The organism is Lysinibacillus sp. fkY74-1, from assembly GCF_053165895.1.
In genome coordinates, this window is sequence record NZ_CP170173.1 from 4,139,730 (window position 1) to 4,166,312 (window position 26,583).

Here is a 26,583-nt window from a genome sequence, read left to right on the forward strand (position 1 = left end):
TTCACTTTAGAATAAAACCGTTGTGTTCAAAAAAAAGTACTCTTCAACCAAATATGAAGAGTCTTCGCACAAAATGTATCCATTGCTTACACTAGTCTAACATGGCTTTAATACGTATGCAACGATAACGCATGAGTCGTAATAATCTGACTACTTCATGTGCCTTTTAAAAATAGCAAAACCCGCGGAAACCATTCTGAGCAATCTTCCTCAAGACATATATGATGCCTTCCATTATCAGAAAAATACAAAATTTTATGATTAGAAGCTAATTCATCATAAAGAAATTGCGCTGTGTTAAATGGTACAATTCCATCCTGTTTCCCTTGCACAATAAACACTGGAATTTGGATATGCTGATAATACGGTTCCACTATTTTAACCAATTTCATAAATTCAATTGTTGAAGCTAATGGGACATTATTAAACTTATGCCGATAACGTAAGAACAGCTCATTATTCGTTAAATTATGATGATAAGCATCTGTAGCAAGCAGTTTGAAATCCTTTACCAGTTGCTTAGGGCTGACATATTTTGCAGCAGCACTTAATAATACTAGCTTTTTTACCTTATAACGTTTTGCTAAGTATAAAGCTATGATGCCCCCCATTGAAAATCCTACAACGATGATCTCTTCTACCTTTTTAGCTAATGACCGTATGGCTAGCTCTGCATCCATTAACCAGTGCTTTGCCGTAAATCCATCCATGTGCAAAGCTTCACCATGCCCCGATAATGTTGGTTCTACTATGAGCCAATCTGTATGTGTCCGTAAGTATGTTGTAAACGGCTCTATCTCATAGGGACCACCTGAAAACCCATGTATGCATAGTACACCTACTGACAAATCCTCACCTCGTTTAAGAAAAACCTCTTTCACGAATGAATCGGTGAGCATTTTATCCCACCGATTCAATAAAAACTATGACGTAAAAGCTTGTAAAATTTTCTCTAATTTCATACCACGAGAACCCTTTAGTAAAACGATAGATGACTCATTAGCAAGTTCTAGTTTTTCAATAATAGCTGTGTAATCATCTTCGGTATATAACAATCGATCTGCTTCAAAGTCCTCTTTTAATACTTCATAAAGATGAGTCATTCGAGCTCCAAATAGACAAACGTAATCGATTTCTTGCTCATTTATATACTCCGCTAGCCCTTCATGGAAACGCTGTTCATCTGGCCCAAGCTCTAACATATCCCCTAATACAAGCCATTTCTCAGGTCGAATTGTTGATGTAGCGATAAATTGAATTGCTGCTTTTACAGAGGTTGGGGCAGCATTATAAGCATCGTTAATAAATAACGCACCATTTGTTCCTTGGACTTGTTGCATCCTCATATCTGTTAATACGACATGCTCTAAGGATGTACGAATTTGCTCATTATTTAAACCTAGTTGGTTAGAAATTAACATCGCTATCAAAGTATTTTTTACTTGATGCTTTCCAAGTACAGAAATAAAGAAATCACCCTCTATCATTCCGTGGGTAGTAAAGCTACTACCATTAGCATTAGCATGAATATGATCCGCATATAAAAGGTTATCTGGCTCTAGTCCAAACGCTACTGCATTTAAATGCTGTTCTTTAGCCACTAACTCCTGTAGCAATGGTTCATCTCCATCATAGAATAATAGACCCTCTGGCTGCATTCCTTGAATAATCTCAAACTTTGCCTGTGCGATACCCGCGCGGGAGCCTAAGTCCTGCATATGCGCCTCACCAATATTTGTAATAACCGTCATATGCGGCTGAGCAAGCTTCGTTAAAAATTCAATTTCGCCAAATCCACTCATTCCCATTTCAAGGACTGCTACCTCTGTATCTTCATCAAGCTGTAAAATGGTAATCGGTAAACCTAGTTGATTATTAAAATTACCAATGGTCTTTTGAACTTTAAAAAATGGTGCGAGCGTACCCGCTAAAATATCTTTTGTTGATGTTTTACCGTTAGAGCCAGTAATACCAATAAATTTAGCTTTATGTTCAAGTCGATAAGCTCGTGCCATTTCCTGCAAGGCTATCTCTGGGTCATCCACAAACAATAAAGGTATACCGTCTGGCGGATTAGGTTCATCTTTTTGCCAAAGTGAAGCACCCGCACCTTTTTCAAATGCCTGAGTCACGTACCGGTGTCCATTCGTATGCTCACCACGAAATGGTACAAATAAATCTCCCTGTTGAATTGTTCTTGTATCAATGGAAATTCCTGATACAACAGTATCATCGTAAGCCGACATATCCTCATTTAACCATGCAGCTAATTGTTTTAATGTTTTTTTCACAATAATCCCACTCAGTCTTTTTTATAGTGAAGCTGTTGTTTTTCTTCAAAACGTTCAATGGCTAATGTAATCAAACGATTAATCAGCTCTGGGTAGCTTACATTTGTATGTTGCCAAAGTAATGGATACATACTTACTGGCGTGAAACCAGGCAATGTATTCACTTCATTAATGTAAACGCTATTATCAGCTGTTACAAAGAAGTCGGCACGAACTAAACCGCTACCATCAATCGCCTTAAAAGCCCGTTTTGCCAGTTCTTTTAAGCTCGATTCAGTTTCCTCTGGTAACTCAGCTGGAATAATAAGTGCTGTGGAGCCATCCTTGTACTTAGAATCATAATCATAAAATTCTGTAACCGGTTTAATTTCACCTGGTACCGAAACTTCCGGATAATCATTTCCTAATACGGCAAGTTCTATTTCACGAGCGATGATACCTTGCTCGACCACAATTTTACGATCGTATTGTAAGGCAACCTCAATTGCTTTTATTAATTCATCACGGTTTGTTGCTCTGCTAATCCCAACACTTGACCCTAAATTTGCAGGTTTCACAAACATTGGCCAAGTCAATCTTTTTTCACAGCGTTCAATGATAGTCTGTTGTTCATTCTTCCACTCACTGCGAATAAAGTACGTATAGGGCACTTGTGGTAAACCAGCAATCTCGAATAATTGCTTCATAACTACTTTATCCATTCCAGCAGAAGATGCTAAAACCCCATTTCCTACATAGGGTAGATTTAGAACTTCTAATAAACCTTGCACAGTTCCATCCTCACCATTTGTTCCATGTAATAATGGAAAAACAACATCGAACTGCACTGCATTGCCATGTTCATCGATTAAAAAATCAGTAATATTATTTTCTAAAATTGTAGTATTATCACCGAATTGTAGTTCTTCGATAGTACTTACAGGCTTTTCTAAACGATTTCCGCGTCGCCATTCTCCTTCAGATGTTATGAAAATCGGATATACTTCATACTCCTCGAAATTCAAAGCACCAGTGACTGCACGAGCTGTTGATAATGACACCTCATGCTCAGCTGACTTTCCGCCGTATAATAAACCGATTCTTTTTTTCATTTTTGTGCCCTCCACATACTTCTTGAGTACTATTAGTTTATCACGAAACGTCTTGACAAATGACATAAAAATCCCACCGTAATGTTCGACGGTGAGATTTGAGTGTATATTTCGTTAAATAATATAAATCAATTCATCGTGCTCTGTTTTCAAAATGGTATTTAAATCGTCCCAAACTTCATCAGGAAAAGAATATTCTGACAGGTTGCGAACTTCTATCCCATATGCAACCTTTGGTTTTTCAATACGGTACAACGATAATAATGCACCGTCTTTAGCAAATGATCGATAAGAACGCAAGAAATCAGGTGAAATAGTAGGGATACTCGATTTTACTTTTCGACGCCAAAACCCAGAGCTACGTTCCTTTTCTCGAATTAAACTATTAAAAACATTTGCTACCAATAAATCCGAATCACTTAAATGTCGGAAGTAAATTTTTGTCATTTTTTCTAAATCTGAAGAGTAATAGACGAATCTATTTTGCAATTTGTTAAAAAATGCAGATGTAATCGGTTCTTTTTTATGACTTATGTAAAGCAATTCCCCTTGTTCCATGGGTGTTAGATGGTCTAGCCTCTTCTCATCCATAAAATCGATCCAACATAATTCCTTGGACTCAGCCGATTTCTTTACAAAATGGGGTACCTCTTCATCCAATACATATTCAAATTGCGTATGCATATTAAAAGAACCATCTTCATAGGAATGTTTTAATAAAAGTAAGTGATGCAGTGGTTCAAGCGCAGCCGCAAATTGCGAGAATTTCAACCCGCTAAAAATGACAAATTTATCAACGTCATTCATATGAACATAAATATGATACATAAAATCATCAGCTGACTTTAATTTTTTAGCCACAACCATCACCCCATTCTTCACTACATTATAAGACTAAACTCGGTTTTTTTGAAACATTTTATGTTAATTGTCGTCACAACTATATACGCAGGCATAAAAGTGTTTTTTGCGTTATAATAGGAATGTTAAACATGCATTTGCATACAGGTTTTCGATTACTCAATGAGTTAAAATATTTGCTTAAAAGTTCCATTGACAACGTTCGAAGCAAATTGCAAGCTTAATCAGTAGACGTTAGTTTTTTCTGATTTTGAATTTGTTCTATTCTTTCAACATTATAAACGAAAATGGAAGAAACGCATTATATTTACTCATATTGAGATACTATTTTAATTTAGGTGGATTTTATGGAAAATAAACGAAATTTCGCAAATCGTTTTGACTGGACCCTTGCTTTTATTCTTTTCACGTTTCTAGTCATTAGTTTGTTAGCTATTGCATCTGCCCAAACATCCGGTCAATATGGCATTAACTACGTTCCAAAACAAATGCAATGGTATGTAATTGGTGCCGTAATTATTGGTATAGTGATGTTTTTTGAGCCAGATCAATATAAAAAAATGTCATGGTATATGTATGGAGCAGGGATTGCCTTATTGGTACTGCTTATTTTTATGCCTGAAGGAGAAGGTCAAATTGGCGCACCGGTTAATGGTGCAAAAAGCTGGTACCATACACCGCTTGGAAATATTCAACCTTCTGAGTTTATGAAAACATTTTACATCTTAGCATTGGCACGATTAATTAGTAAGCACCACGAAGTCTATTCACTAAAATCATTAAAAACAGATTTCTTATTATTAGGAAAAATTGCTTTAACCCTTTTCGTGCCATTAGCTATTATTATGAAACAACCAGACCTTGGATCGGCACTTGTATTCTTCGCCATTACCGCTGCCCTTATTATTGTAGCAGGTATTTCATGGAAAATAATATTACCTACATTTTTAGGTGGCGTTGTAGCAGGTGGTTCATTACTATGGATGGCTCTCTATATGCAAGATTTCTTAGAGAAAACATTCGGTTTTAAAACGTATCAGTTTGCTCGAATATATTCTTGGTTAGATCCCTACTCCTATTCTTCCAGTGATGGATACCATTTAATCACATCACTCAACGCTATTGGATCAGGTGAAATTTTCGGTAAGGGCTTTCGAAATCGAGAAGTTTATGTTGCAGAGAACCATACCGATTTCATTTTCACTGTAATCGGTGAGGAATGGGGCTTTATTGGGGCAAGTATTGTTATTTGCATTTTCTTCCTGCTAATTTATCATTTAACAAAAACTACTCTCTTATTGAAAGATCCATTCTCAACATATGTTTGTGCTGGTATTATTGCTATGATTACATTCCATGTGTTCGAGAATATAGGAATGACGATTCAACTATTACCGATTACGGGTATTCCACTTCCATTCATAAGCTATGGTGGTAGTTCATTAATGGGGAATGCTTTAGCTATTGGACTAGTCTTTAGTATGAGGTTCCACTATCGGACGTACATGTTTACTACACATGATGAAGATGATTAAAAATAGAAAAAGGGAAGCCTCTATTACGGAGACTTCCCTTTTTCTATTTTAAACGAGTTAAGCTTGAACTTGCGGTGTCTGCGTTGGTGGTGTTAGCACTTTTAAAAGTTCTAGTCGAGACTTTGTTACAGTGGCTGTTACACCCAACTTAGATAAATTCGAAACAATCTTTTTCAAATCTACTTCTTTCCTCATACATTCCACCTCAATCTTTCCTCGATTTTATATAACGTTTAATTGCCAAAAAAGTTTCATTTTTCTATGAGTATGATGTCTGACAAGTTTATCATACCATTTAACTTTACTTTAAAATTTTTCTTTTTTGTGACAGTGTAATTTTTTATACCCTGCCCTATGCACCACCAAACATTTATAAACTAACCTAAACCCTCTTATTTTATTCATTTATTTTTTTTCTCAACAACAGAAATGTCGTCTATCCATGTTTCTCCTTCCGTTTTCTTGTAATAGCAAGAACAACGGGGTTAGAATATACATATTGAAATATTGTATGAAAGCAGGGAACTTTATGAAAAAGGCAATTTTATTATTAATGTCTGTTCAATTCCTCGTTTACCTAGGTTTTGGCATTATTATTCCTGTCTTACCAGAGGTTATTGTGCAGCAAAATTGGGATAATCTCCACGTCGGTGGCTTACTGACCGTCTATTCGTTAGCTAGCTTTTTCACTGCACCCCTTTGGGGCATGTTATCAGATAAGGTAGGACGTAAACAGCTAATCTTAACGGGACTAATTGGTTTTAGCCTAAGCTTTGTTATTTTTTCATTATTTATTGATAACTTAGCTATTTTATATGTTTCCCGTATCGTAGGAGGATTATTTTCAGGAGCATTATATACGGCTGTAACAGGATTTATTGCAGATATGTCTAGCGAGGAGACACGTAATAAATATATGGGCTTTATGGGTATGTCCATCGGTCTAGGTTTTATTTTTGGTCCAGCAATTGGTGGAATGTTAGGGCATATTAGCTTGCAATTACCGTTTATCGCATCAGCTATATTAATTGGACTATTATTTATTTATGCAAGTTTCGTCTTAAAAGAACCTGAAAAACGAAAAGATTCAAATAAACGTGCTATTGTGCCAAAAGGCGCTGGGAAAATGCTTCAATATCGTGTGCGTTACTTATTTATGTTTTCATTTTTAGTAACTTTTATGTTGGCCGGTGTAGAAGCAACATTCCAATTGTTCCAAATCGAAAAAATTCAAATTACACCATTACAAATTGGTTATTTATTTATGTTTAGTGGCTTTGTTGATGCCGCGATACAGGGTGGTGTCGTTCGCCGTATCAAAAATGGCAGTGAGACAACTTGGTTAATCGGTGCACAAATTGTAACAGCCGTGGGGATGCTTTTATTCACATTAACCGCTAACTTATTTATCGCAGGGCTAGCACTATGTGTCTTTACAGCAGGAAATGCACTTGCTAGAACATGTGTTGTGTCACTGTCCTCTAAAGAATCTGGCGGGCAATATGGAACAGCTGCTGGACTGTCATATTCCATGGATAATCTAGGGCGCATACTTGGCCCGCTATTTTTTACCTGGTTATTTACAATGCATGCAAGTCTCGGTTACTATACATCAGCAGTAATCGCCATTCTTTCTATTAGCTTAATTTTCATCTTTAAAGCCTCTAAAAAATCATTGCGTTTTGATTAACATTCATAAATGGTTCGAGAGAATTATTAACAAGCAATTCGGATTATCTCTAAAAAGTCATAGAGATAATCCTTTTCTATGCTAACTAGCTACTTAAAATCTTCTTTCCTCATTTGAAGTAGGCTATACTAAGTATGTTATTATCAATAGTAAAGGCAGGTGTAGGAATGAGCATTTTTACAGATATAGAATATTTAGTTCCTTTAACTTTATTTTTTAATATTTTATTAGCCATGACTATCATTTTTTTAGAACGTAAAGATGCTACATCTACATGGGCATGGATTCTCGTGCTATTTTTCATACCATTAGTTGGATTTATTTTGTATCTATTACTTGGAAGACAGTTACGAAAAAAACATTTATTCCGTTGGGAAGGGCGTAAAGATATCGGTATTGATACGCTCATCAGTTATCAAATGAATGCCATTCGTGATGAAACATTTGAGTTTCGCATTTCAAATGCCGAAAATTATCAAGAGATGATTTACATGCACCTTAGAACAAACAATGCCGTTTTAACCCAGGACAACCATCTAGATATTTTTGATGATGGGGCCAATAAATTTGAACAGCTCCTTAAAGATATTGAAGCAGCTAAGGACCATATCCATATTCAATACTATATCTTCCGCCTTGATGATTTAGGAACACGAATCGTTCATGCGCTAATTAAAAAGGCGCAGCAAGGTGTCAAGGTACGCCTCCTCTATGATGAGATGGGCTCACGTAATGTGAAGAAGCGTCATTTTAAAGAATTGCTTAATGCCGGAGGCGAGGTAGAAGTGTTCTTTCCTTCCATCTTCCCACTCCTTAATCCCCGTTTAAATTTTAGAAATCACCGGAAAATTGTTGTCATTGATGGCCGCATTGGCTATATCGGAGGTTTTAATGTTGGGGATGAATATTTAGGCTTACAAAAAAAGTTTGGGTATTGGAGAGATACACACTTACGCATTGAAGGTAGTGCCGTACATCCACTCCAAACACGCTTTTTATTAGATTGGAATCAAGCAAGCTCCCAGCAAAAAATGGGTTACTCAGATCGCTACTTCCCTGCTATCCCCAAAAAAGGTGATGTTGGTTTACAAATTGTATCAAGCGGACCAGACTCAGATTGGGAGCAAATTAAGATTGGTTACTTAAAGTTGATCAACATGGCCCAAAAGTATATCTATATTCAAACGCCTTATTTTATTCCGGATGTAAGCTTTTTAGATGCCATAAAAATTGCAACATTGTCAGGTATCGATGTACGAATTATGATCCCTAACAAACCAGATCACATGTTTGTTTATTGGGCTACATATTCCTATGTTGGGCAATTACTTCGAGCAGGAGCAAAAGTGTATATCTATGAAAAGGGCTTTATTCATGCCAAAGCCATTATTATCGATGATGAAGCTTCCTCTGTTGGTACAGCTAATATCGATGTACGAAGCTTTAGCTTAAATTTCGAGGTCAATGCCTTTATTTATGATGCCAATATTTCACATCAGTTGGCAGAGCTGTTTGAAAAGGATATTTTTGATTGTACAGAATTGACGTGGGAGATGTACCAAAACCGTTCATCATTAATCAAATTTAAAGAATCAATATCTCGTTTATTAACCCCTATCCTATAAACTAAAAAAGGAAGAGAGCTTGTTCGCGCAGAACCGCCTCTCTTCCTTTTTTTATTTCACACCTAAATATTCTTCTAGTGTAATGCTTTGCGTAGCAATTTCTTGAGCTATATCCTTACCAACATAACGATAATGCCAAGACTCATACATATAGCCGGTAATTTCCTCTTTGTTTTGAGGGAATCGCAGTATAAACCCATACTCTTGAGCGTGCGCAAATAGCCACTGCCCAGCTGGTGTTTCACCAAATTCCTCTGTCAGCCATACATCTTCTTTTCCACGCTCTCCTATATCAAACGCTAAGCCTGTTTGATGCTCAGAATAGCCTGGACGAGCACTGTATCGATCTGCAGCTGCTTGTCCATCACGATTAACATAGTTGTTATACAGTGTTGTTTGATATTCGAAAGAACGATAACCGCTAAAAGCAACTAAATCAAACCCTTGTTGCTTGGCAGCCTCTAGCATTTGATTTAGTGCTTGTCTTGCTTCTGGATTTTCCTCAGGTGCAAAGGTAGATGGAAGCGGATAAATTTTATTTGCTAGCAGAATGCCTTTTATATAAGTTGGTTCGGTAGGTAAAGTTTGATTAGGTAGATAGCCATTTTCGTCTGGTTGCTGCTCTGGCTTTTCAGGTTTTTCCGGTGTAATGTCTGTCTTCTCTGTTTTAGAAGAATCTTGCTCTGTTGATTTGTTTGTTTCAGTAGATGTTGGTTGCTCATCAGATGCATTATTTACTTGATTATTTTTATAGTTGTAAACTACAAAAATAGATACGATTAACGCCACAGAAATCAAAGCACCCATGATGAGCAAAAGACGATTGTTTTTCACTATTTATGCCCCTTTTAAAAATAGCACATACGAAAAGAGTAAGTCCTCCCTCTGTAAATACTTATCTTATTTTATTACTTGATTGATATAATCTCATTTTAGCACTGTTCACATTTTCAGGTGTGAAATTCTTTTGATATTTTGTCAATATTAGTCTGTAAGAATAATGATGAATACAATGATTGAAGCTACCGCAAAAAAGATCGCCATATATTTCATCCATTTTGCTTCTTTTCCATAACCTTGTTCTTCAAAACTTTTTGCTCTAAAGCCATTGGACAAGGCAAACATAATCGTCATTGCAAGTACAGCGAAATTAAATTTCCCTATAATAATAAATACAAGTGCCGCAATACTAAATATAGCGACTAAAATTGATGATAGCCATTTTCTGTTCATCATGTTGTCCCCCTAAAAAAATCGAGGCAACAAAGGCGCCTCGACATGAATGAATTATTTTGCTTTTTCTGGATGTTGCGAATAATATTTACGGCCAATATATGTTTGAAGAATTAACAACGCACCACTGACTGACCAATATAAAGGTAATGCTGCCATTGATGACATTGAAATAAAGACAATCATAATTGGTGAAATATAAATAAACATTTTCATTTGGGCTTTTTGCTGCTCAGGTACAGTCCATAATGATACTCGTGCCTGAACGAGATATACAACACCCGCTACAATCGTCATGACGATATCAGGTGACCCTAAGCTAAACCATAAAAATTCATGTGACTTCACATCTGTTGAATATAAAATCGAGAAATAAAGACCCATAATAATTGGCATTTGGATTAACATTGGTAAGCATCCCATATTTAATGGATTAATGCCATGCTTTTGATAGAGAGCCATCATTTCTTGTTGATATTGCGTTTGCTCTTCTTTTGTCTTAGCTTCTTTCATTTTTTTCTGAACTGCTTCCATCTCAGGCTTAAACGCATCCATTTTTGTTTTCATCAATTGTTGTTGACGATAATTTTTCAACATAATCGGCATTAAGACTAAACGGATGAGTACGGTAATCGCAATGATTGCTAAACCATAACTACCTGCAAAGATATCGTTCCCGAAAAATTCCAGTAAAAATTCCATAGGTTTTACAAAAATACTATAGAAAATACCTTCTTTGTTTTGCACTGCTTGACAGCCACTAAGAACAAAAACAGCTAGCCCAAGCATTGAAAATAGTTTCAAATTTTTCATTTTTCCACCTACTATAATTTATCAACTACTGTGAAGTATACCTTATAGGGTCTGTCTTTATCAAATAGCAAGTGCTACTATTTATGTTTGTTATTTTCATAAAAAAAAGGTGCGAGCTTTAGCAATATGACTAAACATCTCCGCACCTCTTATTTTTTTATTCAAAGCTATGCATTTTGTAATTCTGTCTCAGCCATTTCAAATCGATAAAATTCATGATGAAGTTCATCTCTAAAATGCTTTGGCGTAACACCCGTATATTTTTTGAAGATTCGTGTAAAATAACTTTGGTTACAGAAATGGAATTGATCAGATATAGATGTAATACTTTTGTTTGTATGTCGTAAATAATATTGCGACTCTTCTACACGTCGAACATTTAAGTATTCAACTAGTGTAATACCTACATGTTCTCTAAAAATACGCGATAAATGACTAGTACTTATATGGAAGTTGTTAGCTATACTTTCCACGGTTAAATCATTCTCCAATTCATCATTTATAAACATGATCACCTTGTTGACAGTTTGATGTCGGAAAGTCGGTTGTTTGCGATCTGCAATAAAATAAACAAAGAAATCAATTAAATCATCGGCAAATTGCAAAAATTCTGCGTCTTTCATTTGGTTTTCAATCATGTCATTACAAGCAATATTGAAAGCAAATGCCTTTTTCGAAGGTACTTGATTGTCTAGCAATTTTCGAGCAACAATCGAAGACAAAACAGAAAAATAACCTCGAACAATTTTAATGACCTGTTTACCAAAACGGATTGAAAGAATATCAATTAACTCATGTAAAGATTTCTTCGCTTTGGCGGATTCTAAATGGTAAATTTCAAAAATTAATTTCGACTCAATATTAAAAAATTCTTCGACGCCGATATATTGATTTATATTATCGATTTCTTGGAAGTATCTTTTGGAAATCGTTTCTGACATAGAATGTTGATGTAGTTGCATAATCTTCCCCATCTTTCCTCAGAGTGCACGAACTGCATTACAATATTTGACATCAATCCCAATTGAATAAAAATAAGAAAATAGTATTTATTAATTTATCTTAAGAACTGAGTCCTATTTCACATTTTTTCAAAAAAACAACCTTATAAATAACCTAACTTAAACACCAGAACACAAGAAAATAGACTATACAGTGAATTTTACCATATTCTGCGATTTCCTTTCAACCACATTTTAATTGCTACTCTAGTTCTAATTTATCACATAGACATAGTAGAAACCTTGTAAACTTAATCCTAACAATTAAATTTTACCATATACCTATCAAAATAAATTAGTCATTATATAAATTTATTTACAAATTATACAAGACAAATTACACCATTATAATGAGTCAATCGACATTTTTCTATTTTATTCCTAAATCTTCTCTATATAATTTATACGATTATGTAGTAAAATAGATGATAATACTATTTTTAAAAGTTTAGACGAGGTGTTTAAAGTGGAACCAAAACAAATAGAAGAAATTATGGAGATCATTAAGGAATTCTTCCCAGAGAATACTTCCATTGCTATCTCTGATACCAATGAGTATTTGTATTACCAGCCAAGTAAAAAAGTTGATTTAAAGATTAAACCAGGCGATCCTATTAAAGAAGGTTCAGCGGCTCACAAAGCCCTAAGCTATGGTCAAAAAATTAGCTCTTACATCGAACCTGATGTTTTCGGTGTAGCCTATTACGGTATGAGTATTCCTTTAATGGAGGAAGGCGAAACTAAAGGAGCTATTACTGCTATCTTCCCGCAAAAACCATCAGCATTCTTAACAAACTACATTACAATTAAAATCGATGACTGCTGGTACCCAATTAAGCACGATCAAGTAATTTATTTAGAAACACAGCTCCGTAAAACATTTGTTAAAACAATGTCTCGTGAAGGTTATCACCGTTTAAACCTAAGTGATCTAGAGCTATTTTTAGCACCTGATTCATTTATTCGTTGTCACCGCTCTTACATCGTTAACATTGACTACATCGATGAAATTCAACCAGATTCTCACTCAACGTTTTTATTAATTATGAAAGATGGTACTCGTATCCCTGTTAGCCAACGCTATGCAAGCTACTTCCGTCGTTCTTTAGGTTTCTAATTATAAGTACAGCGAGCAATGTATGTGGATTGTTCGCTGTATTTTTTGATGCCTATGAAACCTCCTTTTGTCCCCTATTAACAATTTTCGCATAGTTTTAATGTGTAAATCACCTATATTTATACAGCTCTACAATAAAACGTTTTCTCTGTCGAAAAATCATCTTAATGCTCGATTTTCCTTTTTTTACTCAATTTAATGCTATTCATAAAGTAATTGTGACAATTTGGTGATAGTATTATTCAAATGGTTGGAGTCATACTACAACTGAATAAACAGAAAATTCTCAAATGTTTTTTCTAGTTTTGTAATCGGTTTCCATCAAAATTATTTAGGGGAGGATTTTTTTATGGATGCAAATGTTCAAAAACGCCTAGGTTTAAAAGAACTTGAGAGTAAAATTGTCACTGCTGAAGAAGCAGCAGCACTTATTTCTAACGGTGATGTAGTTGGGATGAGTGGTTTTACTCGTGCTGGGGACGCAAAAGTTGTGCCAATGGCTTTAGTTGAGCGAGCTAAAAATGAAGAATTCAAAATTGATGTATATACAGGTGCATCATTAGGACCAGAAGTGGATAAGTACTTAGCAGAAGCTGGTGCCATTCGTAAACGTGGACCATTCCAAGGAGACGCTGGTATCCGTAATTTAATTAACTCTGGGGATGTTTTATATGTAGATGCTCACCTTTCTCATAATGCTGAGCTAGTGCGCCAAGGAATTATCGGACCAATCAAGTATTTAATTCTTGAAGCGGTTGCTATTACTGAAGATGGATTAATTATTCCAACAAACTCTGTAGGTAACTCACCTATCTTTGCAGAATATGCAGAAAATATTATTATCGAGTTAAACATTTCACACCCAGAAGCCTTAATCGGCATCCATGATATTTATGTACCTGGTGAACAAGGTAAGCGTGAAGCTATTCCAATGACAGACGCTATGCAACGCATTGGTGATATCGGTATTAAAGTGGATCCAGCTAAAATTAAAGCAATTGTTATTTCTGAAGAGCCAGATGCTCCTTCATTAATCGTACCTCCAGATGAAGAAACACAAACTATGGCAAACATTTTATTAGACTTCTTCAGCGATGAAATTAAAGCAGGTCGTTTAACAAAACAATTAATGCCATTACAATCTGGTGTTGGTTCTGTTGCAAACGCTGTACTTGATGGCTTTGCAGATTCAGAATTTGAAGATTTAATCGTGGCATCAGAAGTACTTCAAGATGCAGTATTTAACTTAATCGATGCAGGTAAAGTTAAATTTGCCGCTGCCACTTCAATTACACTAACTGAAGAATTACAGCAAAAAGTATATGGCAATTTAGAAAAATATGCTGATAAAATTTGCTTACGTCCACAAGAAATTTCTAACCACCCTGAGCTTATCCGTCGTTTGGGTCTAATCTCAATCAACACAGCTCTTGAGTTAGATATCTATGGTAACGTAAACTCAACGCATGTCTCTGGTACTCGTATGATGAACGGTATCGGTGGTTCAGGAGACTTCGCTCGTAACGCACGCCTTGGTATTTTTGTTACAAAATCATACGCAAAAGGTGGAGCAATTTCTTCTATCGTACCAATGGTATCTCACGTTGACCATACTGAGCATGATGTAGATGTTATCGTAACAGAACAAGGTATCGCTGACTTACGTGGTCTTGCACCAAAAGAACGTGTACCTTTAATTATTGAAAACTGTGCACACCCAGATTATAAAGAGCAATTATGGGATTACTACAACCGTGCTGTCGAAGCAACTGGTAGCCATCAAACACCTCACCTTTTAGAGGAAGCACTTTCTTGGCATGTAAACCTTGCTAAAAACAAAACAATGAAAAAAGAAGTTTCAAAAGCTTAATCTTCAATTTTCAGGACGCCTACTAAGCGAAAACTTATTGGGCGTTCTTTTTTATTGGAAATGTTATAATAGGAATATATGCAACTAACTTACTAATTTGTTCTAATTCATGGGAGGAGCTATGAAAAAATTTATTTATGTCATTATTTTCTTTTCTTTTTTCGACCTATTTACCCAGCTACCTGTTATGAGTACATATGCAGAGTCTTTAGGAGCATCAGCATTCCTTACAGGCCTTGCAGTAGGTATGTATTCGTTATCCAATACATTTGGTAATATCATTTCAGGCTTTTTAACGGATCGCAAAGGACCTTTTATCATACTCATTGTTGGTCTCTTAACAACAGGTTTATCGTTAACACTTTATAACTTAATAGAGGAGCCTATTGCGCTTTTAGGAGTCCGATTTATTCATGGACTTGTTGCAGGCTTCATTGTACCTGCCGCCTTTACCTTTCTAGCAAACGCTACCGAACACGAAAAAAGAGGTAAGGGCAGTGCTATATCTGGCGCATTTGTTGGTATTGCTGCCATTATTGGCCCTGCTTTTAGTGGCATTCTAGCAAGCCGAACAAGTGTCCCATTCGTTTTTAACATCACTGCAAGCTTTATGCTTATATTAGGGATCCTTTCTTTCTTTTTACTAAGAGCAAATCAAGTAAAAAAAGAGAAATCGGCACCAAGTACATATATTCCGATAAGTGTATTCTTTAATAATCCAGGAACATTAAAGGCATTTTCAGGAGCCTTCTTCTTAATGTTTTCACAAGGTGTAATCGCCTATCTTCTACCGCTCAAAGTCCAATCTTTAGGCTTTGACTCCCGTTTAAGTGGCACATTGATGAGCACATTTGGTATTATCGCTGTACTCGTTTTTCTATTACCAACTAATCGTATTTTTGATAAAGTAAATCCCCTAAAAACATTGTCACTTGGTATTGGATTAATGGGATTAAGCCAATTATTAATTAGCCAAGCGGATTCTAGCTCTTTACTTTACTTAGCAATGGCATGTTATGGAGTAGGGTTTGGATTCCTTTTCCCTTCCATAAATTCACTCTTAATAGATTCCACAACCGCTGAAATACGAGGAAAAGCATATGGTTATTTCTATGCATTTTTCTCTCTTGGTGTAGTAATAGGGTCTTCCTTGTTAGGATGGCTATCACTTGGAGTGATTAGCGGCTTTATCTTTACGGGAATTATATTATTAATATTTGCAATAGCAATCCTACTCCCACACAAAAGACCTTCTCATACATAGATGAGAAGGTTTTTTGGTTATTTTTCCTTGTCTTGAATTTCCTCATTATAGAAGTGGACACCAGTATGTCCTCCACCTTCAGCTACCATCTCATTTGAGGCAATCTTCGTTGGAGAAGTACCAGCCTCTGTTGCCACCTCTGTTGATACGCGTTCTGCAATATTGTCATGCATATCCGGCCCTGTTGTCAGATAAGATTCTAATCTTGATTTCATATTATTAAACATCGATAGTGCTTTATCACGGTTCTCTTTTTTACTTAAATAAGATGCTGCTAATCCCGCTAATCCTGCAATGACAACACCTGTTCCTTTTCGTTTAGCCATATTTATTACCTCCTAAAAATATAGAAACTAGCTCTGTACTATAGTTTTTCCCTATTCTTAGAAGAATAAACATTTATTTTTTTATCTCTATCTGCATATATATATAAATAAGAAGTATACTTGCTTAATATCCGCCGTACTTATCATTCTTCTATTAAAATTCAGTATAATTTTCGACATTTATCATAATTATATAATTATTTATGATTACAAAAAGCAAGTAATGGGAATTAATGAATTAATACTTAAAATAGGAGCGTGATTATAATGAAGGAATTCGATTTAGCGTACGATTGGGTAGACATGGCTTCATTAGTAGGTGGGGCAGGCCTTTTAACCATACTAATTTATGGTGTCATTCTTTTGTAAGGAGCTGCTTAAATGATTTACTTTAGTAATTAAAAGGCAATCCGCTTACCTATAAGCAGATTGCCTTTATTTTATCGTTTTACATCATTATATGCATCTGATTTGGCAAAGGCAGCTACTACATAGGAACAAACAGCTTCCATCTTGTAGTCGTGTTGACGTGCATATTGGGCTGCCTGATCAAGCAATTGTTTGGCCACCCCTTGACCGCGGAGCTTATCTGATACATATGTGTGATCCATTACCATTACTTGCCCATTTTGCTGCCAAGTAATTTCGGCAAGCCTTTCCCCTGCTTGCTCATTCAAAAATGCAAATTTATTTCCTGCTAATTGCTGTAATTGGAATTCCATTTCTCACCACTCCTTTTATTCATAGTACCATAGCTTTTTGTATTTTCACAAAGCTTGCGACTCTTCTAAATAAAAAGAATCTGTCCACTCATTCTAGTAAATGAGTATGACAGATTCTTTTATTTTTCATTGTTAGTTAAACCAAGAAGATATAGTATCTTTTAGATTAGCAAAGAAGGTTTTCACACTTTCCCAGAATCCTTTATCCTCCATGAGAGAGCCAAACTTCTCCTGAATCGTATTACTAATATCGTTTAACTGTTCAGACCATTTACTAAAATCAATATCCAGTTTACTGATTTTATCCATCAAATCTACGAGCAATTGACGGTCCTTTTCACTTAAATTAATTTCCAGCTTGTTTAATTGTTCTTGAACGATCTTTTCAACGTCTTCACGTGTAGCTGGCTTTGTTTCAGCAATTTGCTTTTTAATTTCGGTTAGTAATTCAGCAACCTTTGCATCATCCACACCTGCAGATTCAGCAATAGATGTTGCAACTGATAACTCTTCATTTGCTACATCTGTTCGTTCAATATCAAGCGTTTCACCTGTAGTGACCTCGTAGGCCTTGTAAATACCTACTAACGCTGAATGCCCTGTTACCGCCTTAGGTGCAGCCACCTGTACTGTGGCATCTTCAATCCCCGCCGTTAACATGGCATTCGCGTACATTTCAGATGTCACCTGTGTAATATTTGTGGGTGTGACAATTTCTATTACTAGACCGTCCCCTGCATCTCTACGCGTAATTTTAGCAGAAGAATACATGCGGGAACTTGAATTACTATCTTTAATGTATTTAACTAAATCCTGACCTGATACCGTTATTTCTTCGATTTCAGGCTCTTCACTTACTTTTAATGATTTCTTTACTGATTCTTTTTCAGCTTCAGATAAATTTGCCCCATATACAACGATTGGTACGCCTAACTTTTCATCAATTGCTTTCGGAGGCGTATTATCAGCTGCAAACCCTGTTGCTGGTGCCATCACACCGAATACTAACATAGTAGCTGTTAGAATTTTAATCCAAGCTTTTTTCAAATCGTGTGACCCCTTTCGATAAAACCTCATAATTAGCCCGTATAATGTATACCACTATACAGTTATTAGTACGTAAAAAAGAAGAGAAGGTTTCAAGGATGTCTCTTATCGCTTGTCTTTGGTTTATCAATCGTCCACTAGGCTTCTTCCGTCCAGCCGTCCTGTTGCTTCACTTTACCAGCTTTCATCAATGTTCCTAATGCACGTTTAAAGGCACCCTTACTCATATGAAACATTTCTTGAATTTCTTCAGGAGAGGACTTATCACCAAATGGCATTTTGCCCCCAACATCCTGTAGATAGCTCAAAATTTGCTGTGCATCATCGGAAAGACGCTCATGTTTTCGTGGCAAAAGAGAACCGTTCATGGAGCCATCTTCTTTTACATCAATAATTCGAACTACTACATCTTGTCCCAAGCGTGGCTCCGCACTGCGCTCTGATTCATGTACAAAAATACGATATGGATGTTCTACACCTAGTAAAAACGAGCCAACTGGTAACAAACGATATGGACGTGCCTGAATGTTTTTATTATGCAAATCTTCAAATGCACCTTCATATAGCTCAGAAATCTTCTCTTCCGTTGCTAATCGCCCAAATAAATCACCGTTCCGGTCTGTTCGTAGTGTCATAAATAAATGATCACCTGGAACCGGCCACACCTCTTTTAATGGTGGTAAATCCTCTGCTTTTACTAATACTTCACGGGAGGAACCAATATCTACATAAGCCCCTTCACGTTCTACTACTTTTAGCACTCTTGCCCAACCATATTCCCCTTGTGTAAAAGCTGGAATAGCTGTTGTAGCGGCTAGGTCTCCTCGTCGATCTACAAATAAAAATACTTCAAGGCGATCACCTACTGTTAGCGGCTCTGTTACCTCTGAAGCATTTAAAGGTAGTTCTTCAACTCCATTTGTTAAAATCCATTTGGATGTTTGTTGCTCTAATACCGTTAATGTAACGACTTCACCTGATTTTAATGCGTCCATATTGTCTCCCTTTCCCTCACACCATCATTTTATAGATTGTGCTGTGTCTTTGATGCCTCTAATTTTTTCACGATGTCTGGATTCTCTTCCATTACTTGCACAAGATCTGCTATACGATCGATTGAATTCCAACTTAAATGATGCTCTATTCCTTCAACATCATTATATATACGCTCTTCATCCACACCAATCATTCGTAAGAACTGCTCGAGCAATTCATGACGCTGCACAAGACGCTTACCAAGCTTTTCACCTTTCGGCGTCAATGTCAGTCCACGGTATTTTTCATAAACTAAATAACCATCTTTATCTAATTTTTGAACCATTTTTGTAACAGAAGAAGGAAGAACAGATAATGCTTCAGCAATGTCAGACACTCGCGCATATCCTTTGTTAGCGATGAGTAAATAAATTTGTTCGATATGGTCCTCCATACTAGGTGTTGGCATATCTTTTTCCCTCTCTTTCCTTTTCTTACTCTCTAGTTTACTACAAGCTTGGCTTAAAAGTTAACTGAAAATACATATGCCAGAAAATCACTACCTGTACAACTTAAAAAGAGCCTCTTCATTTAAGAAGTAGGCTCCACTTTGTGTCGAGGATACTTATTTACCACATGTAACGCGTGAATAATCTCTTTGTTAATGCGCTCAATACTTTCAGGAGTATTCATTTCCTTAAATGCCTCGTCTCTAGCTTCCATTGATGTAACATACTTACTCGGCAATGCATTTAGTGTAAGTGCCACCGTGTCGAGTTCACAGGTTTCGCATTTACAAAATGTTTGATATTCCGGTCCTCGTAGTAAAAAGCTTACTAAACCACGCACAATCTCTTCTGTAACATTTACTAAAATAGGATCTGACTTATTCAAACTTTCGCCTCATTTATATTGAATGCTTACATTACTCCTGAAACTATAATAGCCTTTAAAAAGTTCTTTTTCAAGAATCACTAGTAGCATCTATTCGCATAAAATTAGTAGTGTCAAAGTAAGATTAATCTCCTACTTTTTCCTGTCAAATCACATCTTACCTACTACTTTTTTGCTTTTATTAGTCTTAATGAATTAAAAACAACTAATAAGGTTGCGCCCATATCTGCAAAAATTGCAATCCATAACGTTAGCCATCCGGGGATAACTAGCAGCAACGCAATTAATTTTAAGGCTAGGGCAAAAATAATATTTTCTTTGATAATACGTAGTGTTTTTCTGCTTAAGCCAATGGTGTATGGGAGCTTTGTTAAATCGTCACCCATTAAGGCAATATCCGCTGTCTCAAGAGCTGCATCTGTACCTGCTCCCCCCATTGCAATTCCTACATTTGCAGTTGCCAATGCTGGCGCATCATTTACACCATCTCCAACCATTGCTACGGCTCCAAACTGTGCACGTAAATCTTTAATCGCCATTAATTTTTCCTCTGGTAATAAACCAGCACGCACATCTGTTACCTGTAATGATGTAGCAATGGCTTGGGCAGTAGGCTCTGCATCACCTGTTAGCATCACCATATGCTTTACTTTTAGGGCTTTTAATTTTAGCAATACATCCTTACTTTCATGACGTAATTGATCAGCAATCCCAATTAATCCAATGAGTTGGCTTTTCGAAACTGCTGCTACTACTGTCTTACCCTGTTCCTGTAGTTTTTTAACCTGATTTTCTATATTTTTATCGATAGAACCTAGTGTCGAAGCCCATTTCATGCTGCCTACATAAATAATCTGCTGATCAACCGTTGCAAAGGCTCCTTTGCCTGTGACTGATTGGAAATCAGTAGGCACTAGCTCAGATAAATTCTTATCATGTAATCTATTTAATATGGCTTTTGCCAAAGGGTGTTGAGATTGTTTTTCTACTGCAGCTACAAGCTGTAGTACATAGTCCTCTGACCAACCTTCCATTGTCACTATATCTGTGACTGCTGGCTGTCCTTCGGTTAATGTACCTGTTTTATCAAAGGCTACCGCTTCAATATGTCCTAATTGTTCTAAATGAATACCGCCCTTAATAAGGACACCCTGTCTTGCTGCGTTGCCAATCGCAGTGACAATAGCCACAGGTGTAGAAACAACGAGCGCACAAGGACATCCTACTACTAACACCGCTAAACCTTGGTAAATCCAGTGCTGCCAATCACCCATAAATAAAGGTGGAAGGATAGCTACTAAAAAAGCAATAATTATAATAGCTGGTGTATAATACTTGGCAAATCGATCAACAAATTGCTGAGAAGGGGCTTTCTCTGCCTGTGCCTCTTCTACAAGATGAATAATCTTAGCAATTGTTGTGTCTTCTACTCGCTTTGTCACACGAACCTCAAGCGCGCCCTCTTCATTTAATGTACCTGCGAATACTTCATCATTCACTGTTTTATTCACCGGAATAGACTCACCTGTTATAGCTGCTTGATTCACTGCAGATAACCCGCTAATGACAATACCATCCATCGCAATCTTTTGCCCAGGCTTTACAATTAAAATATCTCCTATCTCAATGTCTTCCGTCCGCAGTTCAAGCTCATGAAAATGTTCACCATGTGCTCTTTTGATGATAGCTGTTGGTGGAGCGATATCCATCAACCCTCGTATAGATTGTCTTGCCTTATCCATGGAATAGGCTTCAAGTGCTTCACTTACAGCAAATAGAAAGACTACAACTGCCGCCTCTTCCCACTCCCCAATAATAGCAGCGCCAATAATAGCGATAGTCATAAGGGTCTTCATATCAAATTCAAAGCGAGCTAAATTACGGAAGCCCGTTTTAAAAATACCCATTCCCCCTACAAGAATCGCTATGATGAACATGGCTATCGGGATTGGGTTGGTCTCTCCCTGAATAGAAACAAATAAATATCCTAGTATGACAAAGAACAAAGATACCCCTGCCAAAATATTTTCTTTCTTACGGTAAAAAGGTATAGATTTTTCAACTGCTCTCACTGCTGATTGGGACACCTTGATCCCATCAAAAGCACCTGCTTCTTCAATTTGATTCACACTAATGTTGCCGACTACTGTTATTTTAGAAGCACCGAAATTGACTTGTGCATCCTCCACTTCTGGTATGGCCTTTACATTTTTCTCAAACTTCGCAGCACAGCTGGCACAGGAAAGATTTTGCAATCTGTATTCTTGTTTAGTTGGCGTCGCTACCATTCGCAATCCCCTCTTTCGCATGTTCATAGGCAATTGTTACAATTTGAAATACATGCTCATCCGCTAAAGAGTAATACATTTGCTTCCCTTTGCGGTGTGACTTTGCTAAATTATTATCTTTTAAATAACGTAAATGATGTGATGCTGTTGCGACTGACGAGCCAATAATCGATGCTACATCACAAACACATAATTCATCCTCCACCGTTAAAGCAAAGGCAATTTTAAGTCTTGTTTCATCAGATAATGCTTTTAGAAACTTTGCTACCCCTGATAAATCAGGCATTTGTTGTTGTACCTTGGTGACAGCTTCTTCATGTACTTGCGTCACCTCACAAATTTCTTTCGGCATAGTCTTTCACCTCATTCAAATATTCGTTTGATTGTATTCAATGTAACATATTATTCCATCTTATTCAAATGAATGTTTGAATGTTGTGATTTATATCCTAGTAAAAAAAATTAACGTACTTTATAAGTACGCTAATCTTTTTTGTTACTGCGCTTTTAAATTTAATGTTTTACCTTTAATATCTTCCTGTTTTACAAAAGTTTGATGATAATCACCATTTGCCCAATCAATTACTTGGTCTTGGTACCAATCCGACTTTATATGACCACTTTGACCAGGTCCAACAATATGATAGGCTGAGCCTAAATCACCCACATCCACAACAAAACGCCAAGAAGCACCATGATCCACATTACCAGAAAGATCATTATCTGCAGCCTGTACCGTCACCTTGGAGCCACCAATTGGCACCTTTTTAGCATTAAAATAGGCAGCTAAAATTGGCGAAGCACCTCCTAAAGTATGATTAAAAGTGAGCTGGTGAAAATCGCCCCATGTCCACTTAGAAACATTTTTACCAAATTGATCTTCTAATTGTGTAATAGTAAGCTCAAGTGCCTTGTAAACGGTTGCATCAACCCCACCTTGCTCCTCTATCCAAATACTCTTACCACCTGCATAGGCCGTCCGTAAAAGCTGATCTGTAATATTAAATTTCCCATGCATGATGTTGTACATATCTACAGGCATTTGATCTTTAAACAATACTTCCTGTAATTTGGTCATCAGTGTATGGAATACGAGTGGTGCTCCTGATTCCTTAGCATCAACCATATCCCAATCCTCTAGCATAGCGATAACCTCTGCGTACTTACCATCCTGATCTTGCGCTTTTATCGATGTTAATAAACTAGGAAGGAATTCCCTTGCATAGAGATTATGTTGATCCATTTGCAAGTTCATCATATCCTCAACCGTTATCGAATCATTCGCCTCAAGTACTTCTTTAATCCGTTCAAAACGGTAAGGCTGAGCCCAGAAATCTGTAATGTGATAAGGATATTCCTCTCCTACCACTTGATTATTAGCGGTCGCAATAAAGCCTTCCTTTGGATTCACTACTGTTGGCAGCTCATCCCATGGAATAAAACCCTCCCAACCATAGTCACTAGAATCACCTGGAACTGGCAATTGACCATCGCCTATCTTACGAATAGGGATTTGACCATTTGCTTTATAAGCAATTGTGCCATCCTTCGAGGCAAAAACGAAGTTCTGCGCAGGGGCCTTAAAGTCTTCTAAAGCTTTTTCAAAGTCATCCCAGGATTTCGCTTTATTAAAACCAATTACTGCACGTAATTCTGCAGTCGGCTGAAGTGCTGTCCACTGCATTGAAAATTGTGCAGTTGGCTTGGTATCTTTGAATGCCAGATCCGTCATAATTGGACCATGGCGTGTCACAACCACTTCAAAGTCTACAGTTTCTCCTTCCTTCACTTTAATAGATTCATCACGTATCTCGGCCTGCTCCCACTTCCCATCGTAGCGGAATTGTGTGGAATTATTAGGATTTGGTATTTCAATATATAAATCCTGCACATCTGGGCCAACATTTGTTACACCCCATGCTATATCATCGTTATGACCTAAAATAATACCTGGAATTCCTGCAAAAATGACACCACTAACATTTTGTTGCGGGGACTGCAGATGCATCTGATACCAAATAGATGGAGTACTTAAACCTAGGTGAGGGTCATCCGCCAAAATAGGTGTGCCAGATTTAGTTTTCTCTCCAGAAACAACCCAGTTATTACTGCCATTAAATTCATTAGGCAATAGATTTGGATTAAATTGCCCTACTACCGCAACAGGATTTTGAATATTTGCCTCAATAATAGATGAGGCATTCTCAGGATATTTAATAAATAATTCTTTCGCCTTATCTTCATCAAAATTTTGTAAAGCCCAGTGTCGGAAGGCAAGTGTATTCCAATTCCCCCCCAGATCATAAGCCATATACTTCCCAATCGTTAAAGAATCCACGACGGACCATTCCTCTGGCTCGTAGCCCAATAAAGAAAATTCATAGCTTAAAGTTTTATTTTCCTTAGCCTGTTCAATAAATGCATTTACCCCTTCTGCATACCACTTTAATACTTGCTTGCTTTCCTCATCATAAGCCGCGAGTGATTTCTCAGCGGCATTGCGTAAGCTAAAAGTACGAAAATGTTTGTCCGTATTTATCGTCGCTTCTCCAATAATCTCTGATAATCGGCCACTCGCCTGTCTTCTTGCTAAATCCATTTGAAACAATCGATCTTGTGCTTGAACATAACCTTGCGCGCGATACAAATCAGCATCTGTCTTTGCAAAAATATGAGGAATCCCTTTGTCATCCCTTGTAACCTTCACATCCTGATCTAAAATATTGACTGCTAACTCACCATCAATTATCGGCTTAGATTTATTCATAAACCATGTAAATCCGATAAAAGCTACGATTGCTAAAGTCGCTACGATTCCTGCAATGACGATGAGCCACTTTCTCCATTTGAACTTTCTCTTTTCCACCTTATTACCCCCTCTGTGCACTATATTCCTTACTACCTCTCAAAATCCTTAAAATAATGTCCAAAAGATTATAGCAGGTGGATATTTGTTTTTCATGTAAGTAATTCACTCTATAAATACAATTTTCTGTCAACACCCACTATTAGACTAGTATAAACAATTGGATATACCTAGGCTACAGAGCATTGTTAAAAAACATATCTATCTGTATATTAGCTTCCTTTCATTAGTCTCTTTTTTTGAATGAACTACTATAATTCTATTATTCTTACAAAGAAAAACCGTATTTCCATATAGAAAATACGATTTTAAATGCTAGACATGTAGTTGTAATTCAATGGGACAATGATCGCTGCCCATGATGTGCGGGTGAATAGTTGCTTGGTTTATTTGGTTTTTTAATTGCTCCGAAACAATAAAGTAGTCGATGCGCCAACCGATATTTCGTTCACGTACTTTATTCATATAGGACCACCATGTAAAATGGTCAGTTTCATTTGGATGCTTGTATCTGAAAGAATCTACAAAACCGCTTGCTAAAAGCTCCGAAAATTTTGCACGCTCCTCATATGTAAATCCTGAATTACCTATATTCGATTTAGCATTTTTCAAATCTATTTCAGTGTGTGCAACATTTAGGTCTCCGCAATAGACAACTGGCTTCTTGCTATTCAGGTCTTGTAAATAGCTCGCTAAATGCTCTTCCCAAGTTAGGCGAAGTGGTAATCTCGCTAAATCACGCTGTGCATTGGGTGTATAAACATTTACTAAATAAAAATCTTCATATTCTAAAGTAATAATCCTACCCTCATCCTGAGAATCTTCATCTCCAACTCCATACTTAACGGACAACGGTGTATGCTTTGTAAATATAGCCGTACCAGAGTAGCCTTTCTTTTGAGCATAGTTCCAATATTGCTCATATCCATCTAGCGCAAGCTCCACTTGTCCAGCCTGACATTTAGTTTCTTGGATACAAAAAAAATCTGCCTCTATTTGATGAAAGAAATCTAGAAAGCCTTTCCCCAGACAAGCCCTAATCCCATTGACATTCCATGAAATAAATTTCATCTT

Annotated in this window: 25 protein-coding genes; 6 read left to right on the plus strand and 19 right to left on the minus strand. The window is 36.8% G+C overall.

The window, feature by feature from the left end:
- Nucleotides 1-155: 155 nt before the first annotated feature.
- The 4 genes from ACE1MS_RS20475 to ACE1MS_RS20490 all read right to left on the minus strand — a co-directional run bounded on the left by ACE1MS_RS20475 (nucleotide 156) and on the right by ACE1MS_RS20490 (nucleotide 4,249).
- Nucleotides 156-848, minus strand: coding sequence for an alpha/beta hydrolase (locus tag ACE1MS_RS20475; RefSeq protein WP_036164922.1), 693 nt, complete (start codon nucleotides 846-848; stop codon nucleotides 156-158).
- Between the two features lie 75 nt (nucleotides 849-923).
- Complete coding sequence (locus ACE1MS_RS20480) at nucleotides 924-2,291, minus strand: UDP-N-acetylmuramoyl-tripeptide--D-alanyl-D-alanine ligase (protein ID WP_036164789.1); 1,368 nt, start codon at nucleotides 2,289-2,291, stop codon at nucleotides 924-926.
- Nucleotides 2,292-2,302: 11 nt separating this feature from the next.
- Nucleotides 2,303-3,382 (minus strand): D-alanine--D-alanine ligase, encoded by a 1,080-nt coding sequence (locus ACE1MS_RS20485; protein ID WP_031416492.1) that lies wholly within the window; start codon nucleotides 3,380-3,382, stop codon nucleotides 2,303-2,305.
- A 114-nt stretch (nucleotides 3,383-3,496) separates the two neighbouring features.
- Nucleotides 3,497-4,249, minus strand: a complete 753-nt coding sequence (locus ACE1MS_RS20490; RefSeq protein ID WP_031416493.1) for a hypothetical protein — start codon at nucleotides 4,247-4,249, stop codon at nucleotides 3,497-3,499.
- A gap of 341 nt (nucleotides 4,250-4,590) precedes the next feature.
- Here ACE1MS_RS20490 and ACE1MS_RS20495 point away from each other — a divergent pair, with 341 nt between their 5' ends.
- Nucleotides 4,591-5,778 (plus strand): FtsW/RodA/SpoVE family cell cycle protein, encoded by a 1,188-nt coding sequence (locus tag ACE1MS_RS20495; protein WP_031416494.1) that lies wholly within the window; start codon nucleotides 4,591-4,593, stop codon nucleotides 5,776-5,778.
- Nucleotides 5,779-5,835: 57 nt separating this feature from the next.
- Here the strand turns inward: ACE1MS_RS20495 and ACE1MS_RS20500 are convergent, their stop codons facing one another.
- Nucleotides 5,836-5,973, minus strand: coding sequence for an Lmo0850 family protein (locus ACE1MS_RS20500; protein ID WP_164908744.1), 138 nt, complete (start codon nucleotides 5,971-5,973; stop codon nucleotides 5,836-5,838).
- A gap of 334 nt (nucleotides 5,974-6,307) precedes the next feature.
- Here ACE1MS_RS20500 and ACE1MS_RS20505 point away from each other — a divergent pair, with 334 nt between their 5' ends.
- Both ACE1MS_RS20505 and cls read left to right on the plus strand, forming a co-directional pair.
- The gene (locus tag ACE1MS_RS20505; RefSeq protein WP_031416495.1) at nucleotides 6,308-7,468 is read left to right on the plus strand and encodes an MFS transporter; all 1,161 of its coding nucleotides are present in this window, start codon (nucleotides 6,308-6,310) and stop codon (nucleotides 7,466-7,468) included.
- 167 nt (nucleotides 7,469-7,635) lie between these two features.
- Nucleotides 7,636-9,093 carry a cardiolipin synthase gene (cls, locus tag ACE1MS_RS20510; protein WP_031416497.1) on the plus strand — a complete coding sequence of 486 codons (1,458 nt, stop codon included), beginning with the start codon at nucleotides 7,636-7,638 and terminating at the stop codon, nucleotides 9,091-9,093.
- 51 nt (nucleotides 9,094-9,144) lie between these two features.
- Here cls and ACE1MS_RS20515 read toward each other — a convergent pair whose 3' ends face one another.
- From ACE1MS_RS20515 to ACE1MS_RS20530, 4 genes are all read right to left on the minus strand, one after another.
- Entirely contained in the window at nucleotides 9,145-9,927 is a 783-nt protein-coding gene (locus ACE1MS_RS20515; RefSeq protein ID WP_012295802.1) for a M15 family metallopeptidase, read from the minus strand.
- Nucleotides 9,928-10,077: 150 nt separating this feature from the next.
- Nucleotides 10,078-10,329: a hypothetical protein gene (locus tag ACE1MS_RS20520; protein ID WP_012295803.1), complete on the minus strand. Its 252-nt coding sequence runs from the start codon at nucleotides 10,327-10,329 to the stop codon at nucleotides 10,078-10,080.
- Between the two features lie 51 nt (nucleotides 10,330-10,380).
- Nucleotides 10,381-11,139 (minus strand): membrane protein insertase YidC, encoded by a 759-nt coding sequence (gene yidC / locus ACE1MS_RS20525; protein ID WP_012295804.1) that lies wholly within the window; start codon nucleotides 11,137-11,139, stop codon nucleotides 10,381-10,383.
- 167 nt (nucleotides 11,140-11,306) lie between these two features.
- Nucleotides 11,307-12,101 carry a helix-turn-helix transcriptional regulator gene (locus tag ACE1MS_RS20530; protein WP_031416499.1) on the minus strand — a complete coding sequence of 265 codons (795 nt, stop codon included), beginning with the start codon at nucleotides 12,099-12,101 and terminating at the stop codon, nucleotides 11,307-11,309.
- 505 nt (nucleotides 12,102-12,606) lie between these two features.
- Between ACE1MS_RS20530 and ACE1MS_RS20535 the strand changes: the two genes are divergently transcribed.
- From ACE1MS_RS20535 to ACE1MS_RS20545, 3 genes are all read left to right on the plus strand, one after another.
- Nucleotides 12,607-13,257 carry a LytTR family DNA-binding domain-containing protein gene (locus ACE1MS_RS20535; protein ID WP_008177095.1) on the plus strand — a complete coding sequence of 217 codons (651 nt, stop codon included), beginning with the start codon at nucleotides 12,607-12,609 and terminating at the stop codon, nucleotides 13,255-13,257.
- A 349-nt stretch (nucleotides 13,258-13,606) separates the two neighbouring features.
- Nucleotides 13,607-15,127, plus strand: coding sequence for a succinate CoA transferase (locus ACE1MS_RS20540; RefSeq protein WP_031416501.1), 1,521 nt, complete (start codon nucleotides 13,607-13,609; stop codon nucleotides 15,125-15,127).
- A 121-nt stretch (nucleotides 15,128-15,248) separates the two neighbouring features.
- Nucleotides 15,249-16,391 (plus strand): MFS transporter, encoded by a 1,143-nt coding sequence (locus tag ACE1MS_RS20545; protein ID WP_031416502.1) that lies wholly within the window; start codon nucleotides 15,249-15,251, stop codon nucleotides 16,389-16,391.
- Nucleotides 16,392-16,408: 17 nt separating this feature from the next.
- Here the strand turns inward: ACE1MS_RS20545 and ACE1MS_RS20550 are convergent, their stop codons facing one another.
- The 10 genes from ACE1MS_RS20550 to ACE1MS_RS20595 form a co-directional block, all read right to left on the minus strand.
- Nucleotides 16,409-16,717, minus strand: coding sequence for a hypothetical protein (locus ACE1MS_RS20550; RefSeq protein WP_008177106.1), 309 nt, complete (start codon nucleotides 16,715-16,717; stop codon nucleotides 16,409-16,411).
- A gap of 440 nt (nucleotides 16,718-17,157) precedes the next feature.
- Nucleotides 17,158-17,439 carry a GNAT family N-acetyltransferase gene (locus ACE1MS_RS20555; RefSeq protein WP_012295809.1) on the minus strand — a complete coding sequence of 94 codons (282 nt, stop codon included), beginning with the start codon at nucleotides 17,437-17,439 and terminating at the stop codon, nucleotides 17,158-17,160.
- Between the two features lie 132 nt (nucleotides 17,440-17,571).
- Nucleotides 17,572-18,486: a DUF1002 domain-containing protein gene (locus ACE1MS_RS20560; RefSeq protein ID WP_012295810.1), complete on the minus strand. Its 915-nt coding sequence runs from the start codon at nucleotides 18,484-18,486 to the stop codon at nucleotides 17,572-17,574.
- A gap of 137 nt (nucleotides 18,487-18,623) precedes the next feature.
- The gene (locus ACE1MS_RS20565) at nucleotides 18,624-19,481 is read right to left on the minus strand and encodes a CvfB family protein (protein ID WP_012295811.1); all 858 of its coding nucleotides are present in this window, start codon (nucleotides 19,479-19,481) and stop codon (nucleotides 18,624-18,626) included.
- Between the two features lie 29 nt (nucleotides 19,482-19,510).
- Entirely contained in the window at nucleotides 19,511-19,930 is a 420-nt protein-coding gene (gene mntR, locus ACE1MS_RS20570) for a transcriptional regulator MntR (protein WP_008177112.1), read from the minus strand.
- A gap of 122 nt (nucleotides 19,931-20,052) precedes the next feature.
- Nucleotides 20,053-20,355 carry a late competence development ComFB family protein gene (locus ACE1MS_RS20575; protein ID WP_031416504.1) on the minus strand — a complete coding sequence of 101 codons (303 nt, stop codon included), beginning with the start codon at nucleotides 20,353-20,355 and terminating at the stop codon, nucleotides 20,053-20,055.
- Nucleotides 20,356-20,519: 164 nt separating this feature from the next.
- Nucleotides 20,520-22,643, minus strand: a complete 2,124-nt coding sequence (locus ACE1MS_RS20580; protein WP_036164794.1) for a heavy metal translocating P-type ATPase — start codon at nucleotides 22,641-22,643, stop codon at nucleotides 20,520-20,522.
- Nucleotides 22,624-22,995, minus strand: a complete 372-nt coding sequence (locus ACE1MS_RS20585; RefSeq protein WP_008177117.1) for an ArsR/SmtB family transcription factor — start codon at nucleotides 22,993-22,995, stop codon at nucleotides 22,624-22,626. Before ACE1MS_RS20585 ends, ACE1MS_RS20580 begins: the two co-directional genes overlap by 20 nt.
- Before the next feature lie 144 nt (nucleotides 22,996-23,139).
- Entirely contained in the window at nucleotides 23,140-25,509 is a 2,370-nt protein-coding gene (locus ACE1MS_RS20590) for a penicillin acylase family protein (RefSeq protein WP_012295814.1), read from the minus strand.
- Nucleotides 25,510-25,824: 315 nt separating this feature from the next.
- Nucleotides 25,825-26,580: an exodeoxyribonuclease III gene (locus ACE1MS_RS20595; RefSeq protein WP_012295815.1), complete on the minus strand. Its 756-nt coding sequence runs from the start codon at nucleotides 26,578-26,580 to the stop codon at nucleotides 25,825-25,827.
- Nucleotides 26,581-26,583 lie beyond the last annotated feature (3 nt).

Bases quoted from the DNA above. Each gene is read 5' to 3' on its own strand.
- ACE1MS_RS20485 (WP_031416492.1), bottom strand. From the start codon at position 3,382: ATGAAAAAAAGAATCGGTTTATTATACGGCGGAAAGTCAGCTGAGCAT.
- ACE1MS_RS20490 (WP_031416493.1), bottom strand. From the start codon at position 4,249: ATGGTTGTGGCTAAAAAATTAAAGTCAGCTGATGATTTTATGTATCAT.
- ACE1MS_RS20495 (WP_031416494.1), top strand. From the start codon at position 4,591: ATGGAAAATAAACGAAATTTCGCAAATCGTTTTGACTGGACCCTTGCT.
- ACE1MS_RS20500 (WP_164908744.1), bottom strand. From the start codon at position 5,973: ATGAGGAAAGAAGTAGATTTGAAAAAGATTGTTTCGAATTTATCTAAG.
- ACE1MS_RS20505 (WP_031416495.1), top strand. From the start codon at position 6,308: ATGAAAAAGGCAATTTTATTATTAATGTCTGTTCAATTCCTCGTTTAC.
- cls (WP_031416497.1), top strand. From the start codon at position 7,636: ATGAGCATTTTTACAGATATAGAATATTTAGTTCCTTTAACTTTATTT.
- ACE1MS_RS20520 (WP_012295803.1), bottom strand. From the start codon at position 10,329: ATGATGAACAGAAAATGGCTATCATCAATTTTAGTCGCTATATTTAGT.
- yidC (WP_012295804.1), bottom strand. From the start codon at position 11,139: ATGAAAAATTTGAAACTATTTTCAATGCTTGGGCTAGCTGTTTTTGTT.
- ACE1MS_RS20530 (WP_031416499.1), bottom strand. From the start codon at position 12,101: ATGCAACTACATCAACATTCTATGTCAGAAACGATTTCCAAAAGATAC.
- ACE1MS_RS20540 (WP_031416501.1), top strand. From the start codon at position 13,607: ATGGATGCAAATGTTCAAAAACGCCTAGGTTTAAAAGAACTTGAGAGT.
- ACE1MS_RS20545 (WP_031416502.1), top strand. From the start codon at position 15,249: ATGAAAAAATTTATTTATGTCATTATTTTCTTTTCTTTTTTCGACCTA.
- ACE1MS_RS20550 (WP_008177106.1), bottom strand. From the start codon at position 16,717: ATGGCTAAACGAAAAGGAACAGGTGTTGTCATTGCAGGATTAGCGGGA.
- ACE1MS_RS20555 (WP_012295809.1), bottom strand. From the start codon at position 17,439: ATGGAATTCCAATTACAGCAATTAGCAGGAAATAAATTTGCATTTTTG.
- ACE1MS_RS20565 (WP_012295811.1), bottom strand. From the start codon at position 19,481: ATGGACGCATTAAAATCAGGTGAAGTCGTTACATTAACGGTATTAGAG.
- mntR (WP_008177112.1), bottom strand. From the start codon at position 19,930: ATGCCAACACCTAGTATGGAGGACCATATCGAACAAATTTATTTACTC.
- ACE1MS_RS20580 (WP_036164794.1), bottom strand. From the start codon at position 22,643: ATGGTAGCGACGCCAACTAAACAAGAATACAGATTGCAAAATCTTTCC.
- ACE1MS_RS20585 (WP_008177117.1), bottom strand. From the start codon at position 22,995: ATGCCGAAAGAAATTTGTGAGGTGACGCAAGTACATGAAGAAGCTGTC.
- ACE1MS_RS20595 (WP_012295815.1), bottom strand. From the start codon at position 26,580: ATGAAATTTATTTCATGGAATGTCAATGGGATTAGGGCTTGTCTGGGG.